The sequence below is a fragment of the Streptomyces sp. NPDC046335 genome (assembly GCF_055587985.1).
In genome coordinates, this window is record NZ_JBVJFF010000010.1 from 271,924 (window position 1) to 288,659 (window position 16,736).

The 16,736-nt window shown below is 70.9% G+C and carries 13 protein-coding genes; 3 read left to right on the forward strand and 10 right to left on the reverse strand.

Annotated elements, in window-relative coordinates; translation table 11 throughout:
• Positions 1–5 precede the first annotated feature (5 nt).
• The 7 genes from ACZ6JY_RS25475 to ACZ6JY_RS25505 form a co-directional block, all read right to left on the reverse strand.
• On the reverse strand, positions 6–2,498 hold the full coding sequence (locus ACZ6JY_RS25475) for a non-ribosomal peptide synthetase (RefSeq protein WP_469199176.1): 2,493 nt from the start codon (positions 2,496–2,498) through the stop codon (positions 6–8).
• A 228-nt stretch (positions 2,499–2,726) separates the two neighbouring features.
• Entirely contained in the window at positions 2,727–3,782 is a 1,056-nt protein-coding gene (gene rsgA / locus ACZ6JY_RS25480) for a ribosome small subunit-dependent GTPase A (RefSeq protein ID WP_469199179.1), read from the reverse strand.
• Positions 3,783–4,226: 444 nt separating this feature from the next.
• Complete coding sequence (locus tag ACZ6JY_RS25485) at positions 4,227–5,981, reverse strand: NAD(P)/FAD-dependent oxidoreductase (RefSeq protein ID WP_469199181.1); 1,755 nt, start codon at positions 5,979–5,981, stop codon at positions 4,227–4,229.
• Entirely contained in the window at positions 5,978–7,873 is a 1,896-nt protein-coding gene (locus ACZ6JY_RS25490; protein WP_469199182.1) for a non-ribosomal peptide synthetase, read from the reverse strand. The genes ACZ6JY_RS25485 and ACZ6JY_RS25490 overlap by 4 nt, the downstream gene beginning before the upstream one ends.
• A gap of 46 nt (positions 7,874–7,919) precedes the next feature.
• Positions 7,920–8,759 (reverse strand): thioesterase II family protein, encoded by an 840-nt coding sequence (locus tag ACZ6JY_RS25495; RefSeq protein ID WP_469199184.1) that lies wholly within the window; start codon positions 8,757–8,759, stop codon positions 7,920–7,922.
• Between the two features lie 65 nt (positions 8,760–8,824).
• Positions 8,825–10,405, reverse strand: a complete 1,581-nt coding sequence (locus ACZ6JY_RS25500; protein WP_469199186.1) for an MBL fold metallo-hydrolase — start codon at positions 10,403–10,405, stop codon at positions 8,825–8,827.
• A gap of 590 nt (positions 10,406–10,995) precedes the next feature.
• Positions 10,996–11,961 carry a pirin family protein gene (locus ACZ6JY_RS25505; RefSeq protein WP_469199188.1) on the reverse strand — a complete coding sequence of 322 codons (966 nt, stop codon included), beginning with the start codon at positions 11,959–11,961 and terminating at the stop codon, positions 10,996–10,998.
• Between the two features lie 144 nt (positions 11,962–12,105).
• Here ACZ6JY_RS25505 and ACZ6JY_RS25510 point away from each other — a divergent pair, with 144 nt between their 5' ends.
• The 3 genes from ACZ6JY_RS25510 (at position 12,106) to ACZ6JY_RS25520 (ending at position 14,189) form a co-directional block, all read left to right on the forward strand.
• Entirely contained in the window at positions 12,106–12,465 is a 360-nt protein-coding gene (locus ACZ6JY_RS25510) for a tetratricopeptide repeat protein (protein WP_469199190.1), read from the forward strand.
• Between the two features lie 142 nt (positions 12,466–12,607).
• Positions 12,608–13,168: a dihydrofolate reductase family protein gene (locus ACZ6JY_RS25515; RefSeq protein ID WP_469199192.1), complete on the forward strand. Its 561-nt coding sequence runs from the start codon at positions 12,608–12,610 to the stop codon at positions 13,166–13,168.
• Positions 13,169–13,253: 85 nt separating this feature from the next.
• Positions 13,254–14,189, forward strand: a complete 936-nt coding sequence (locus ACZ6JY_RS25520) for a glycosyl hydrolase family 18 protein (protein WP_469199194.1) — start codon at positions 13,254–13,256, stop codon at positions 14,187–14,189.
• Positions 14,190–14,199: 10 nt separating this feature from the next.
• Here the strand turns inward: ACZ6JY_RS25520 and crcB (ACZ6JY_RS25525) are convergent, their stop codons facing one another.
• The 3 genes from crcB (ACZ6JY_RS25525) to ACZ6JY_RS25535 form a co-directional block, all read right to left on the reverse strand.
• Entirely contained in the window at positions 14,200–14,574 is a 375-nt protein-coding gene (gene crcB, locus ACZ6JY_RS25525) for a fluoride efflux transporter CrcB (RefSeq protein WP_469199196.1), read from the reverse strand.
• Positions 14,571–15,077 (reverse strand): fluoride efflux transporter CrcB, encoded by a 507-nt coding sequence (gene crcB, locus ACZ6JY_RS25530; protein ID WP_469199198.1) that lies wholly within the window; start codon positions 15,075–15,077, stop codon positions 14,571–14,573. The genes crcB (ACZ6JY_RS25525) and crcB (ACZ6JY_RS25530) overlap by 4 nt, the downstream gene beginning before the upstream one ends.
• Before the next feature lie 184 nt (positions 15,078–15,261).
• The gene (locus tag ACZ6JY_RS25535) at positions 15,262–16,686 is read right to left on the reverse strand and encodes a dihydrolipoyl dehydrogenase family protein (RefSeq protein WP_469199200.1); all 1,425 of its coding nucleotides are present in this window, start codon (positions 16,684–16,686) and stop codon (positions 15,262–15,264) included.
• Positions 16,687–16,736: the final 50 nt, after the last annotated feature.

Genomic DNA, 16,736 nt, shown 5'->3' on the forward strand with positions numbered 1-16,736 from the left:
CCGGACTACCGTCCGGATTCCGGATCGGCCTTGCGGACCAGTTCGGCGACCTCGCCGACCGTGGGCGTCAGGAAGAAGTCGCCCAGGTCCACGCTCACGCCCAGCCGCTTCTCGATGGCGTCGAGGACCGAGATGGCGAGCAGGCTGTGCCCGCCCTCGTCGAAGAAGTCGACGTCGGGGCCGATGGGGCCGGAGGCGAGGACTTCCTCGAAGATGCTCGCGACCGCCGCCTCCAAGCCCTCGCCACCCGGGGGCACTTGCTCCGGAGCCGGAGCCGTGGCCGAGTCCGAAGCCGGGCTCGTCTCTGCCAGACGGATCAGGGCGCCCCGGTCGATCTTGCCGCTCACCATCCGCGGCAGCTCGTCGACGAGAGTGATGGACGTCGGGACCATCGCGGGCGGCAGTGCGGTACCGGCCCGTGCCCGAATCTCCTCCACGGTGGTGTCCACGGCCTTCATCCAGGCGGCCAGCGCCGGCGCGCCGTCGGGGCCGTTCACCACGGCGACGGCCGCTTGCAGGACTCCCGGCAGCACCCCGAGCACGCTCTCCACTTCGCCCTGCTCCACCCGGTGGCCGCGGATCTTCACCTGGTCGTCGGCCCGCCCGGCGAACTCCAGCATGCCGTCGGGGCGCCACCAGACGAGGTCCCCGGTGCGGTAGCGGCGGCCACCCGGCGCCTCGGGGTCGGCGACGAACGCCCGCGCCGTCAGCTCGGGACGGTCCCGGTATCCGTCCGCCAGGCCGTGCCCCGCCAGCCTGAGCTCCCCGACGAAACCGGCCGGCAGTGCGCGGCCGTCGGCACCGGTCACGGTGGCGACGGTGTTGCTGATGGGCCACCCGATCGGCACGCCTGGCCCGGCGTCGATGCCGTGGTCGAACGCGGTCGCGCCGACCGAGCACTCCGTAGGGCCGTATTCGTTGATCAGCCTGACCCCGGCGAGCAGCTCATGGTGACGGCGCACCAGGTCGGGCGTGGTGGCCTCGCCCGCGACCGTGATGGCGCGCAAGGAGCCCGCGGCGCGCGGAAGTTCGTCCAGCAGGACCCGGTAGAGGCTGGGCACCGTCGTCATATGGGTGATGCGGTGCTGTTCCGCCAGCTCGGCCAGTTGACGCGGCACCAGCCTGTGCGTGTCCGCGAGGACGAGGAGCCCGCCGGAGGCCAGCACCGGGAAGAGGTCGGCCATCGAGCTGTCGAAGGCCAGCGAAGGCAGTTGCAGCACGCGGGTGTCGTGGTCGAGGCCGTGGTTGCGCAGCTTCCAGTGCACGTAGCTCGCGATGGCGCGGTGCCGGATCTCGACGCCCTTGGGCCGGCCTGTCGATCCCGAGGTGTACACCACGTACGCGAGGTCGTCCGGGAGCGGCCCGGTCCGGTCGGTCCGGTCGGTCCGGTCGGTCGGGTCGGTCCGGTCGGTCGGGTCGGCCTGCTCGACGGCCGCGGGAGCGCCCGTGTCACCGCCGGTCACGGCCGCCATGTCGATCACCGGGGCGGTGAGCCCGTCGGGCAGCGCGTGGAGCATGTCGGGCGCGACGAGAACGGCTCCGCACGCGGCGTCGTCGAGGATTTCCGCCAGCCTCGCGGCCGGTGAACGGGGGTCCAGCGGCACATAGGCCGCGCCCGCGAGCAGCGTGCCGGTGATCGCCGGGACGGCGTGGACCGACTTGCCGGTGAGCACGCCCACCCGCTGTCCGCGCCCGATCCCCGAGGCGTGCAGCCGGTTCGCCACGGCCTCGGTGGCCCGCCAGAACTCGCGGTACGTCAGGGTCCGGGCACCGGCGACGACCGCCGTGCGGTCCGGATACGCGTGGACCGCTTCCTCGATGGGGGCGATGAGCGTCGTCGTGACGCCCTCCGGTTCGAAGCCGCGCCGGCCGAAATCGGTCGCCGCGGCCATGTCGTCCGCTGTGGCCCGCGGCAGGTCCGCGACGGCGTCGTGGGGGTCGGTGAATCCGGCCAGTACGCGGTCCACCGACCGCAGCAGGACCTCCAGGAACCATGCCTCGGCGCGCTCGGGACCGGCCTCGGCCACGAGCTCACGGCCACCGTCCGCGCCGGGTTCGCCCAGCGTCAGTTCGATGGTGTCGCGCCGGGCCGCGGGGGCGGCGGCCGTACCGACCCGGGCCGAGCGGACCAGCACGGCGCCCGCGAGCGCCGCGTCCTCGCCGTCCGCCGCGGGTGCCGACCGCAGCGCCGCGTCGACGGCCCTGACCAGGTCGGCGACGGTGGCCGGTGCCGCCGTGCCGATCCCGCAGAGCACCGGCCCCGACGGGCCGGACACGGCCACCACCGGCTCGTCGGTGTGCTCCGCCGAACCGATCACCACCGTGGCCGCCGCGGTGAGGCCGACCAGTTCCTCCAGTGGCCGTCCGCCGGAGACCTTGGCCAGGCCGTCGGCGGCGGCCCCGGTCAGCAGGAGCCGGGCCCGGGCGCGCGCGGAGTGCGCGGGGCCCAGGCGTCGCGGGCGGACAGTGGTGGCGGGCACAGCAGAGTCGGACGTCATGCGCACCTTCCCTTGCTCGGGGATCAATGGAGACAACAGCCCGTGGGCCGCGCGGTGTTCGGCGCGACGTCCGAGGCGCGGCCCTGCTTCGGGCGACGCGTCGTGCGGTTGCGGACATGGCGGAGCCACCCGCTGACACCACGGGGTGCTTATGCACTTGTGTCGTGTCGGATCACGGGTGGCTCGGGTACTCGTCCGCCCGGCTGCCGGCCGGGCCGTCGCGTCGCGTCAGCCGCGCTTCGCGATCATGTTGGCCATGCCTTCCTTGCCCTGCGCCTTCAGCGCCTTGAGCCGGTCCTGACGCAGCCGGGCGTCGCTCCGCGAGGCGATCCACTGGTTCTCGCGGACCAGCTTGCGGTAGCTGTCGAGGCGGCGCTGCTGGAGCATGCCGTCCTCGATGGCCCGGACGACGGCGCAGCCGGGCTCGGCGACGTGCTCGCAGTCGCGGAAGCGGCACTCCTCGGCGAGTTCCTCGATCTCCGAGAACGTCTGCTGAAGGCCGTCGGAGGCGTCGTACATGCCCACACCGCGGATACCGGGCGTGTCGATCAGCACGCCGCCGCCCGGCAGGGGCAGCAGCTCCCGGGTCGTGGTGGTGTGGCGGCCCTTGCCGTCGCTCCTGGTCTTCTGGACCTCCATCACGGAGCCGCCCAGGAGTGCGTTGGCGATGGTGGACTTGCCCGCGCCGGACTGTCCTACCAGGACGCTCGTCCCCGTCAGCATGGCGGCGAGGATGTCCATGCCGTCGTCGGTCGTGGCGCTGACGACCAGGACGTCCACTCCGGGCGCGGCCTGTTCGACCGTCTCGCGGACGCTCTCCGCGTCCGACGAGAGGTCGGACTTGGTCAGGATCATGACCGGCTGTGCGCCGCTCTCCCACGCGAGGGCGAGGAAGCGCTCGATGCGGCCGAGGTCGGGCTCGGTGTCCAGGGCCACGACGACGCCGACGGTGTCGACGTTGGCCGCGAGCACCTGGCCCTCCGAGCGCTGCGACGCGCTGGAGCGGACCATGGCCGTGCGCCGCGGCAGGAGCGCCTTGACGAACGTGCCGGCGGCGCTGATCGAGACGCCCACCCAGTCGCCCGTACAGGGCATCTTCGTCGGGTCGGAGTCGGCGACGGGGCCGGTGTCGGCGTGGACGACGGTGACGTCGGAGTCACCGTCGACGATCACGACGTCGCAGCGGCCCCGGTCGACCCGGGTGACCCGGCCGGGCACGCACGAGGCGTCGGCCAGCGAGGCGAAGTGGTCGTTGAGTTCGGGGGTCCAACCGTAGGCCTCCAACGGCCGCGGGTAGATCGAATCGGCCGATGACGATGAGTGACGCAACGCGATGAGCCCTTCGGGAGGCGTTTCCGGCCGGGTGGACGCAAGTCGGGGTTGCACCGGCTGCTGGACTGGGATGGGGGGATGGGCTGCTCTGGGGAGCGCCGCTGTGCGGTGGCGACATGGGGGCCGCCCCCGCTTCGACCGACTCCGACGCACCAGGCACTGAATGCCGTTGACGCTACGACAGCCATGGGCGGCCCGCAACACCTTTCCTCGGCGTTCGGCTTGAACTCCCTGGTCAGGTGCGCAAGTTCACCCTGTTCGACCGCCGAGAGCCCATACGCCGGTGACGCGGCGGCCGCCGGACGCAGGACACTCCGAGCGGAGGGAGGGCGGCGGGGCCCGGCCCCGACCGCCTTTCCCCGGGCACTGCTCGCGCACTGCCGGGCCGCCCCCTGGCTACCGCGCGACCGCCGCGGGGACCCGGTAGAGCCCGCGCATCTCCTCTTCGAGGGCCTTGACCTCGTCCAGGCGGGGCCGGCTCTTGGGCGTGAACAGGCCGTCCTTCTCCCAGCGTTCGGGTTCCAGGCTCAGAGCCGCCACATTGAGCCAGCCCCGGCCGCGGATCTCCTCAAGGCGCTCGGGCAGCGCGTCCTCCAGCGCCAGGTAGAAGATGACGTGAGCCAGCTCCTCGATCCGCTCCAGACCATCGCGCACACTGGTCAGGACCGTGCCGAAGTCCGGCGTCCCAGCGCTGGGCAGGTTCTGGGTGAACAGCCGCGCCAGCGTCGGCAGATCGTCGTAATAGTCGATGTAGTCGAACGCGAACACCCCGCGATAGCGCCGCGCCCAGCTCTGGAACAGATTCATGATGGTGCCCTGCGTCGCCACCGCGTGCGCGCCCAGCGCGCTCAGCGTCGTACTCGCCGACTCGTCCAGGAACGTCCTGCCGTAGAACTGGGGGTCGGAGAACGCCCAGCCCACGTAGTAGTCCCACACCGTCTTCAGCGACATGATCACCGCGTTGTCGTGGAAGACGTACGAGCCCTGGATGTTCATCGTCAGCCCCTCGGCCAACGACAGGAACCAGCGGTTGGCGTACCGCACGAAGCCCTCGTCGAACGATTCCGCCGAGTCCCGCCCGATCATCTCCGTCACGAAACTGTTCGCGTATCCGATCAGGTTCGAACCGACCGAATAGTAGGGATCGGCGAAGACCGCGGCATCTCCCACACACGCCCAGCGGTCAGCCGAGAACACCTGCTGCGACGAGTGGCTGTAGTTCTTCAGCACCCGGAAATCCAGCACCGGCAGCTCGCGAATGGCCGGATCGAACCCCGGCACCCGCTCCACCACGAAGTCGATGGCCTTCTCGATCCGGTTGAACTTCGTCACCGGGTGCAGGTCATCGCTGACCACGATCCCCACACTGGTGTGATCCGGGGCCAGCGGAATCGCCCACACCCAACCGCCCTCGAACATGAAGTGGTTGGTGGAGTTCCAGCGCGGCTCACTTATCCGCTCGTGCCAGGCCGTGTGCTCCTCGGCGACCACCTCGTCGGTGTCAAGACGCCCCTCCAGACGGAACCACACCGAGTTGTGCGGCCGCGGATACCGCTTCGTCAGGTCCAGCTTGCGCTGCAACAGCCGGTGCCTGCCCGTGGCGTCCACCACCCAGCGGCAGGTCACCGACACCGGTTCCCCCTCGCCCTCGGCCACGGGCTGGTACGTCACCCGGTGCGGTGCCTCCCCCTCCCCCAGCTCGATGTCCGAGACCTTCACACCCTGCGTCAGCTCGGCGCCCGCGCCCTGCGCGACCACCCGCAGATGCTCCTCCAGCGAGCCCCGGTTCAGCTGATAGGACTTCGCCGGCAGGAACCGGTTCACCCCGAACTCCGACTCCTGGTGCAGTGCCTCGCCGTCCCCGTAGAAATAGCGCAGGCCCAGCTTCTCCAGCTGGAACTCCTCCAGGTAGTCGCGCAGACCGATCACCTCGGCGAAGTAGTACGCCCCCACCTCGACCGACGACTCACCCACCTTGAACGCCGACAGCGGGATCGGTGACCGCTCGCGCTCGCACACCAGCACCGACAGCGCCGGATACGCGTCCCTGAGCTGCTTGGCCAGACACAGCCCGGCCAGCCCCCCGCCCGCGATGACCACGTCGTAGTCGACACCGGTGAATGTGGAATCCGTACCACGCTTGCCGCTCAAGATGTACCCGCCTCGTTGATCCGTCGGTTCTGGATGGTGAGGGCCAGACTCCGTATGGTCCGGTCCGTGTAGACAGCCGAGTTGTCCAGCTGGACGCCGAGCCGCTCCTCCACGCCGGATACGAGATCCATCACGCTGAGGGAGTCTCCGCCGAGGTCGAAGAAGTCGTCGTCCAGACCGATGCGCAGGGGTGCGAACAGCTTCTGCCAGATTTCCAGGAGGACGGCCTCCGTCTCCGTCGCCGGTTCGGGACCGGCGCCGCGCCGGCCGGTGGCCTCCTCGTACAGCGCGGCCAGGGCCGCTTCGTCGACCTTGCCGTGGCCGGTGAGCGGCACGGTGTCGACCGGGATGAACGCCGAGGGCACCATGTACTCCGGCAGGTCGTCCTGGGCCAGCGCGGTCAGCCGGTCGAGGTCCCGGGCCGTGGGGCCCTGGACGAAGGCCACCAGGAGCGGTGTGCCGGACTCCGTGCCGTGCCGCATGAGGTGGACGTGGCCGACCGCGGGGTCCTTGGAGAGGACCGTGGCCACATGGCCCAGTTCCACCCGCCGGCCGCGGATCTTCACCTGGCCGTCACGGCGCTCGATGAACTGGAGGTCGCCGCTCTCCAGCAGGCGGACGATGTCCCCGGTCCGGTACACGCGCTTCCCCGCGGCCGGGGGCCCGGACGGCGTGAAGAACCGCTCCGCGGTCAGCTCCGGATTGCCCAGGTACCCGCGGGCCAGGCGCGCTCCGGCGAGGTGGAGCTCCCCGGTCCCGCCCGGTTCCACGGGCGCTCCGTCCTCGTCGAGGACGAACGCCTCGGTGTGGTCGACCGGCTTGCCGATGAGCACGCTCTCGTCGGTGGCGGCGAGGGGGTGGACCGTGGAGCAGACCGCGTTCTCCGAGGGGCCGTACTCGTTGAACAGGCCTACCTCGGGGAGCCGTCGGTAATGCTCCTTCGTCAGGCTCGACGTGAACCACTCCCCGGCGACCGTCACGCACCGCAGGCTCCGCAGCCGCTGGGCGTCCATGGCTCCCAGGAGGCGCTTGTACAGCACGGGAGTGATCAGGAAGTGGGTGACGCCCGCGCTCTCCATGAGACCGGTCAGATAGCGCCGGTCGGTGATGCGGTCCCTGCGGGGCAGGACCAGGCGCGTACCGGTGGTCAGGGAGCAGAAGGTGTCCGCCACGGAGCTGTCGAAGGACGGCCGCGGAATTGCCAGATTCACGGCGTCCGTGCCGAAACCGTAGTAAGAATTGCGCCACGTCAGAGTATTGACGATCGCGTGGTGTTCGACGGCTATGCCCTTGGGTGTCCCGGTCGTTCCCGACGTATAGATCACATACGCCAGGTCGGACGGCGTGGCCACCGGTTCGGGGTCGGATTCGGGGGTTTCGAGTGTGTCGGTCATGACGTCGATGACGAAGAGTTCACCGTCGAAGAACACCGCTCCGGCCGCCGCCGACGATTCGATCACCATCGCCCTCGGCGCCACGTCCTCGATGATCCGCTGCGTCACGCCCGGCGGATTGTCGGGATCGAGGGGGACATAGGCGCCGCCTGCCTTGAGGACGGCCAGTTCGGCGATGATCACGTCCGGCGGGTGCCTGACCAGGAGCGCCACCCGGTCGTCCGGCCGGACTCCGCCGGTCTCCCGCAGGTGGTGTGCCAGTCTGTTGGCGCGGCGGTTGAGTTCGCCGTAGCTCAAGAATTCGCCTTCGAATTCCAGGGCAATGTTTCCCGGGACGTTTCTGGCACATTCCTCAAAAAGGAAAGTCAGGGTCTTCGGATCGTCACGGTTCGTGGACAAACGTCCCCCTGCGGAATTGTCGTGAATTCTCGACTCGCGTAGCCTAGCCCCCACCGAACGGGTGATCAAGGGGGCCTTTAATTCATTCTTCGGCGTCATTCCGGCAGTACGGTCCTACGCCCAAACACCCGAAGATCGGTGCGCCCTAACGGTCGAGAGCACGGACGAGTGCGCCGGTCGTCGCGGCCCGTGCCGTCTGGGGAAAGAAGTGGCCGCCCGGTATCCGTACGACCTCGAACGGTCCCGCGCAGAGCGCCCGCCAGGTCTCCGCCTCCTCGGCCGTCACCACGGGGTCCTCGTCCCCGTACATCACCGTGACCGGGGTGGTGATGTACGGCTGCGCGGACGGCGGCCGGTAGTCCACCTGGGCGGTGAAGTCCGCGCGCAGCACCGGGAAGAGCCATTCGCGGAACCCGGGCCGGCTGAGCCCGGCGGGATCGGCGCCGAGCCGCTTCCAGACCAGTTCGATCTCGTGGTCGTCCACGGGCCGCTCCATCCGCGTCGTCCCGGGGGCGGCCGCCGCCAGGACCACCAGCCGCGTCGGCGGGCGCCCCGCCAGCGTCAGCCGGTGTGTCAGTTCGCAGGCCAGGACGGCGCCGAAGCTGTGCCCGACCAGGACCAGCGGGTCCGGGAGTGCGAGCACGCTCGGCAGCACGTCGTCCATCAGCTCGTCCACGGAACTGAGCGGCGTCTCCCGGCCGCGCTCCTCACGCCCCGGTCCCACGTGGGCGTAGAGATCGAGCTCGTCGGGGAGCAGCCGGCGCCAGGAGGCGAAGCCGGTCGCTCCCCCGCCCGCGCACGGGAAGCAGACCAGGGCGGCGCGGGCCCCGTCGCCCGCGCCGGGACTCGGGTCCGTGCTCGGATTCGTCCTCGGGTTCACACCCGGATTCGTGCTCGGGTTCACACCCGGATTCGTGCTCGGCTTCGTACTCGGTGGACCGAAGCGGCGCAGCGGCGCGCTGCCGCGCCCGGCGTTGCTCTGCATGTACGCACCACCCAAGGGGATTCGCGACGGGCACAGCGGGGAGGGACGGAGCGGGGCCCCGAGGGTTACGGCGCCGCCGGTGTGACGACGGGCCAGGTGCGCTCGCCCCGGTCGCGGAGCAGTTCGGCGGTGATGCCGCGTTCCGCGCTGAGCTCGGTGAGGACGCCGGCCTGCTGGACGGGCTCGGCCTCCGGGTCGTATTCGGAGCCGGTGAGGTGCTTGAGCCAGGGTTCGAGGCCCATGGCGTAGGCGTAGACGTGGCGGGCGTTGAGCTGCTTGGCGAGCTGGTCGGCCTGGGCGGCGTTGCTGCCCTTGAGCCGGCGGCCCGCGTTGTGCTCGCGGGACAGCTTCTTCTCGAGGAGCGGCCCGTACAGCCAGTTGAGGGGGGCTCCGACGCATTCGAGGCCGATGAAGAGCGCGTCGAGCGGTGTCTCGGCGAGGCCGGGGATGTTGTCGTACAGCGCGGGTTCGAGCGGCGTGATGTCGGTGGCGAAGAGCAGCCTGCGGCCGCCGGCCCGGACGAGAGGCACCATCTTGGTGCGGATGTCGAGGTCCGCGTGTTCGCCCACGAAGGGCAGGGCGGTGACCTCGGCCTGGTCGGCTATGCGGTAGGTCTCCAGTTCGGACAGCTCCCGCACGTCGCCGAAGCCGAGGGCTTGCAGCATCGTCTTCAGGCTGGGGTCGGCCAGCGAGCCGCCCGAGGCACGGGGGACGACGATCGTGCCGATGCGGGCGCGGAGTTGGAGGAGGGTCTCCAGGGAGAAGTGGTCGGAGTGGAAGTGGCTGATGACGACGGCGTCGATGTGCCGCGGGAGATCCTCGATGGTGTAGTGCTCGTGGCCGTCGCCGGCGTAGCCGAGGAGGGGGTCGAGGAGGACGGAGGCGCCCCCGGTCTCGATGAGCACGGACGCGTGGTTGAGGTAGCGCACCCTGACCTCGTCGGGCGGGGGCGGGGTGTGGGGCGTCGGCGGGATCTCGTGGAAGAGCGCGGCGAAGGCGGGGAGTTCGGCGTCGGCGACACCGAGGCGCTCCGCGAGGAGCGGGACGTCGACCGGATCGAGGCGCGCCGCGAACAGTTCGTCCCACAGCGGGGAGTCGAAGGGCAGGTCGATGTCCAGGCGGTCGGGGCGGGGAAGGACCGGGCTGCTGTACACGAAGGGCTGGGGGCTCGGCGCGGCGGTGAGGGAGACGCACTGGCCGTGGCGCTCGTAGGCCGGGGAGGTGTACATCAGCGACTCGAAGAAGCGGAACGTGGGCCGGTGAGCGGTGTCGTAGACGAGCTCGACGCGCCCGCGGAGCGAGTCGGGGACCAGGGGGTAGAGGGGCTCCATCGGTCCGCCGAGGGCCTTCTCCCCCAGCAGCGCGCGGAGTTCGTCGATGTCGTCGGCGAGCCGCAGCCTGGCCTGGCCGTCCTTGGCCATGGTCTCGCGGACGGCCTGGATGTCGTCGTGGGAGGCGCCCTGCGGGTCGAGGAAGGGCGCGCCGTAGCGGTGGGGGTCCGCGATGACCGACTCGTGGATGTGCGGGGCCTTCAGGTAGCTGTCCACGATGGGCAGGAGGCGGTCCCGCAGGTTGAGGGCGCCGGTGTGGGGTGCCAGGAGATAGGGCCACGCGTACCAGCGGTGCAGCAGGGGCTGAGCGACCACGGACGGGCGAAGGTACAGCTTCTGGTGTGCCGGCACGGTACTTCCCTCACTGTCGATGTTGTCGGTGGGTGGGGACGGTTCGCGGCATGGGCGTACGTGCGCGCGTCACTGAGGGGACGCAGGGCCGGGGGGTGTGCGGCCTGGTCCAGGAGGAGAGGTTCGGGGCACCGGGGGGTGGGAGCGGTCGTGGGGGGACGGGTCGGTCAGCTCCTTTACGCACCGTCGCGGATGTCTACCACAGACAGCAGTTTCCGAATCCACTGATTTCGGCGGGCAGTTGAGCAGCGATCACATCGATGGATGTATCTCTAACTTTGATCCCCCGAATGGTTCAAGAAGAACGTAAAGTGACATGGATTACATGGAGCAGGGCCACGCATTCGTGCTTCAATCAGCCCTCTTCGGGCCCTGTCAGGGCGTTGCCCGGCCACCACGGGCGAAGTCGCGCCGACAGGAAACGGCGTTCCGTACCTGCCCGTTGATTACTTCGGCGCACAACTGGACATGAATCTCCGGTTACGCACTTCGGCGCCGCCGGTATCGCGGGGTATCGCGGGCAGTTGTCGGGGCCGGCCTCGGTGAGCGGAACGTCAGCGCACTCGTCCCCGGGGTTTGAGCGGCACGGGCGGCAGCTCGGGTGCGGCCAGCGGATCTCCGTCGTACCCCTTCACTTCACCGAATCGCGCCCCATTCATCCAGTCCGCGCGCGCCTGGGCGATATCGTCCTGCGACCTGCCGACGAAGTTCCACCACATCACCAGCTCCTCCTCGAACGGCTCGCCGCCCAGGAGCATCAGGGAGGCGTCCGACGCGGCGCGCAGCGGAAGTCCGGTGCGGCCGCAGCCCAGATAGAGCATGGAGCCGGGCAGTACGGGGACGCCGTCGACGTGGGCCTCGCCCGACATGGAGAGGACGGCGTACTCGAAGTCCGGCTCCAGCGGGAGGCATACGTCCGCGCCGTCGGACAGCGTGAGGTCGGCGCCGACGATCGGTGTGTACGCCGTACCGGGTGAGCGCGCCCCGTCCAGGCCGCCCAGGATCAGCGTCGCCGTCAGGCCCGGGGCGGTGACCCGCGGGAGCTCCGCGTGGTGCTCGAAGCGCGGGTCCGTGTGGCGGTCGCCGCCGGGCAGGGCGACCCACAGCTGTGCGCCGTGCAGCAGGCGCGCGTGCCCTCGCGGGCTCTCCTCGGAGTGGGAGATCGCCCGGCCCGAGGTCATCAGGCCGAGCTCCCGGGGGCGGATGGTCCGCACGCTGCCGGTGGAGTCGCGGTGCAGGACCTCGCCCTCGTGCAGCCAGCTCACGGTCTGTAGACCCATGTGCGGATGGGGCGGGACCTGCATGCCGGGCTCATCGGCGATGTCATCGGGGCCGTAGTGGTCAACGAAGCACCAGGCGCCGACCATGCGCCGGCCGAGGTTGGGCAGCAGGCGGCGGACCTCCGTGGACTCGCCGAGCCTGATCTGCCGGGGGCTGAGGAGTTCGCGCACCGGTTCGGCGACGACGAAGCCCCGGCCGCCGCACCGGGTCGGGACCGCCTCGCGGGCAAGATTGCTCATGCCGCACAACCTAGTCCCGCCGGGTTCGGGACGGCAGTCATGGCGCGGCACCACGCGGGTGCGTCGTATGCCCGAGGGCCCCGTCAGGACCGGCCGGAATGCGCCGGCGCAAGGATGGGTTACAGGGGGCGAAGGAGGCAGACAGTGGAGATGACCTATTACGACCACGGGACGGCGGCGGAGCGCTGGGAGCGCGCGCGGCAGTTCTTCGACGCCAAGGAGTACGCGACGGCGGCGCGCATCCTCGACGCGCTGGCCGACGAGGTGCCCGAGCAGGTCGCCCCGCGTCTGCTGCTCGCCCGCGCCTACTACCACTCCGCTCAGCTGCGGCGTGCCGAGACGGAGCTGCGCAAGGTGATCGATCTCGACCCGGTCGAGGGCTACGCCCGGCTCATGCTGGGCCGCACCCTGCAACGGCAGAGCAGGGCGGCCGAGGCGGCGCCGCAGCTGCGGATGGCCGCGGCGCTGAACGGCGACTTCACCGAGGACGAGGCTCGGATCTGAGGTCCCGCACGGCACGACGAGGCCCCCGCGGGCCCACCGCTCGCGGGGGCCTTCGCCGTCGCGTCGCCCGGTTCGCGGCGGGGCCCGGCGTATCGTCGCCGCCACGAGCGACCGTGACCGCGATGCGAGGGCGAGGGCCGAGATGCGGAAAGTCGTGTGGGCGATGTCCGTCTCCTTGGACGGCTTCATGGAGGGGCCGGACCGCGAGATCGACTGGCACCTGGTCGACGACGAGCTGCACCGGCACTTCAACGAGGAGACCGCGGCGATGGGCGCGTTCCTCGACGGCCGTGTCACCTGGGAGCTGATGGCCGGCTTCTGGCCGACCGCCGACCAGCATCCGTCGAGCGAGGCCGAGGCGGAGTTCGCGGGCATCTGGCGGTCGAAGCCCAAGTACGTCTTCTCGCGCACCCTGAAGGAGGCGGGCTGGGGCACCACGATCCTGCGCGAGGTGGTGCCCGAGGAGATCCGCGCGCTCAAGGAGCGGGCCGACGGGGATCTCGGCCTCGGCGGGGCCGAACTGGCCTCGTCGTTCCTGCGCCTCGGCCTGGTCGACGAGATCCACACCTACGTCCACCCCATCGTCCTCGGCGGCGGCAGAGCCATGTTCCGGGCGCCGGTCCCCCGGGCCCACCTGCGGCTCGCGGACACCCGGACCTTCGGCAACGGCGTCGTGCGGCTCCGCCACCTGGTCCTCAACTAATGCGCTTTAGCGCCGCCTTGCCCTAGCGATTGCGGCTGTCTCCCCGTAAGAATTGCGGCGACTTCGATCCAGGGGAGAGATGAGCATGAAGAGGCGCAGCGTCCTGCTCGCGGCACTGGCATTCACCGCCGCGTCCGGCGGTACGGCCATGGCGGCGAGAAAGCCGGCCGCGGCGGCGAAACGTGTGGTCGTCTATTACCAGACGCAGTACACGAACGGCACCTACGTCTCGCCGCTCGCGCTCACCGAGCACCGCACCGGCGTGACGGACGTGCTGGTCGCGGCGGTGCACATCAACGACCTGGGCGGCCCGTACGCCCCCGTCCATCTCAACGACGACCCGCCGAACGCGGCCAAGTTCGACCGCATGTGGGCCGACCTGAAGACGCTGCAAGGCCAGGGCGTGCACGTGCTCGCGATGGTCGGTGGCGCGGCGCCGGGCAGCTTCACGCGGCTCGACGAGGAATTCGACACGTATTACCCGTTGCTGCGGGACTTCATCCGGGAGTACGGGCTCGACGGTGTCGACCTCGACGTCGAGGAGGACATGTCGCTCGCCGGAATCGAGCGCGTCATCAGAGCCCTCCGTGCCGACTTCGGCGCCGGATTCCTCATTACGCTCGCGCCGGTCGGCAGTGCGCTCAGCGGCGGCGGAAATCTCTCCGGATTCGACTACGACGCCCTTTACCGCAGCCGCGGCGGTGACATCGCGTGGTTCAACGCCCAGTTCTACAACGGCTGGGGCCGCATGAGCTCGACGTCCAGTTACGACGCCATCATCGCGCGCGGCCTGATACCCGCCGACAAGGTGGTGGCGGGCACGCTGACCTCGCCGGCCAACGGCGGCAGCGGCTATGTCGACATGGCGACGCTCAAGTCGACGCTGGGGAAGCTCGCCTCGAAGCACCCAGGGTTCGGGGGCGTGGCCGGCTGGGAGTACTTCAACTCCGAGCCCGGCGGCACGGCCGCGCCCTGGAAGTGGGCCGCCGAGGTCTCCTCGGCGCTGACGGCACGCCGCTGAGCGTGCTCCGTCAGGCCCACAGGGCCTCGGCGACGGCCACCCCCACGAAGGCCGCGCCGAGGCCCGCGCCGACGCTGCCGAGCGCGTTGGCCACCGCGGAGAACCCGGCACCGGTCTCGGCGAGCCGCAGCGTCTCGTAGGAGAAGGTCGAGTACGTGGTCAGGGCCCCGCACAGTCCGGTGCCGAGGAAGAGCTCCAGGTGCGAGGAGGCGGCCCCGGCGGTGACGGCTCCGGTGAGGACCCCGAGGATCAGGGAGCCCGCCACGTTCACGCCGAGGGTTCCCCAGGGGAAGGCGGTGTTCAGCCGCGTCCGGACCGCGCGGTCGGTGAGGTAGCGCAGGGGCGCGCCGATCATCGCCCCGGCGATGACGAACAGCCAGTTCATCCGCGCACCGCCCGCACGAGGCGGCGCGTCGTCCACGCCGCGCCCCACACCGCCAGGAGCGCCGCGGCGAGGGTCAGCGCCAGATAGGCGAGGCCCGTGCGGACGTGGCCGCCGTCGACCAGGCGTTCGATGTCCGTGGCGTACGTCGAGAACGTGGTGAAGCCGCCGAGCACCCCCGTACCGAAGAACGGTCTCAGCAGGGGGTGCGCCGGCCACACGTCGGTGATCAGGACCATGAAGGCGCCGATGACCGCGCAGCCGACGGCGTTCACCACGAGCGTCCACCAGGGGAAGGCGTCGTCGGCGGCCGGCCAGAGGAGGGAGGTGCCGTAGCGGGCGGAGGCTCCGACGGCACCGCCCACGGCCACCGCCGCGAGGATCTTTCCCTGGCCGCGTGTGAGGCCCTGCCGCGGCTCGGGGCCGATGGAATCGATGTCCGGGTCAATGGGTTCCGCGGCCGTTCCGGGGCGTCTGGTTCCGGGGCGTCCGGTTGCCCTGGGCATGTTCCTCCTACTCGCATGCGCCCGTCGTCGGGCGCGCTCGTACGCAAGTAGGGACCGTTGGCGGCATCCTTCGCCGCGGTTCGGGTACGGCGGGCCCCACCGCCGCGCGGCTGCCCCCCGAGGGGGACCGCCGCTGTCATCAGGCTACCTTTCGCCCCGGGAGCGGCCCGACCGGACGGGACGGTCAGCCGCGGTACGTCTCCAGGAGCCGCAGCCACACCTCGCTGATCGTGGGGTAGGCGGGGACCGCGTGCCACAGGCGGTCGACCGGGATCTCCCCGGCCACCGCCATCGTCGCCGAGTGGATCAGCTCGCCCACTCCGGGGCCGACGAAGGTGACGCCGAGCAGTACCTCGCGGTCGAGGTCGACGACCATGCGGGCGCGTCCGCGGTAGCCGTCCGCGTAGAGGCCCGCGCCCGCGACGCCGGACATGTCGTAGTCGACGGCGCGCACCCGGCGGCCCGCGGACTCCGCCTCCGCGAGGGTCAGGCCCGCCGACGCGGCCTCGGGGTCGGTGAAGACGACCTGCGGGACGGCGTCGTGATCGGCGGTGGCCGCGTGCGCGCCCCAGCGGTCGCTCTCCAGGATCGGCACGCCCTGGGCGCGGGCGGCGATGGCGGCGCCCGCGACGCGCGCCTGGTACTTGCCCTGGTGGGTGAGGAGCGCCCGGTGGTTCACGTCGCCCACCGCGTAGAGCCAGTCGCTGCCCGTCACGCGCAGGCTCTCGTCGACGTCGAGCCACGAGCCGGGCCGCAGGCCGACGCTCTCCAGGCCGATGTCGTCCGTGCGCGGCGCGCGGCCGGTGGCGAAGAGGATCTCGTCCGCCTCCAGGGTCGAGACGTCGTCGAGGGTGGCCCTGACCGTGCCGCTCTCGCGGGTGACGGCGGTGACCGAGACGCCGGTGCGGACGTCCGCGCCCGCCTCGGTGAGGGCCTCGCGCACCAGCTCGCCCGCGAACGGCTCCATGCGCGGGAGCAGCCCTTCGCCGCGCACCAGCATCGTCACCTCGGAGCCGAGCGCCCGCCAGGCGGTGGCCATCTCGACGGCGACGACGCCACCGCCGACCACCAGCAGGCGGCCGGGCACGTGATCGGCCGCGGTGGCCTCGCGGCTGGTCCACGGCTTGACGTCGGCGAGCCCCGGCAGATCGGGCAGGGCGGCGCGGGTCCCGGTGCAGACGGCCACCGCGTGGCGCGCCTCGATGATCTGCTCGGTGCCGTCCGTGCCGGTCACCGAGACCTTGCGCGGCCCGGCGACGCGCCCGTGGCCCCGGTACAGCTCGACGCCGACACCCTCCAGCCATCCGACCTGGCCGTCGTCCTTCCAGTTCGAGGTGTAGTAGTCGCGGTGGGCGAGGACCTCCGCGGCGTCCAGTGGGCCCCGCACGGCTTCGCGCAGCCCGGGCACGCGCCGCGCGTCGGCGCGGGCGATGACGGGGCGCAGCAGCGCCTTGCTGGGCATGCACGCCCAATAGGAGCATTCACCCCCCACGAGTTCGCTCTCCACGATCGCGGCACTGAGGCCCGCCGCGCGGGCCCGGTCGGCCACGTTCTCCCCCACGGGACCTGCTCCGATGACTACTACGTCGTACGTCTTGGCATCCGTCATGAGGACAGTCTCACCGCAGGTGTGCGCCGTGGCCACATGGGTAAGCGCGC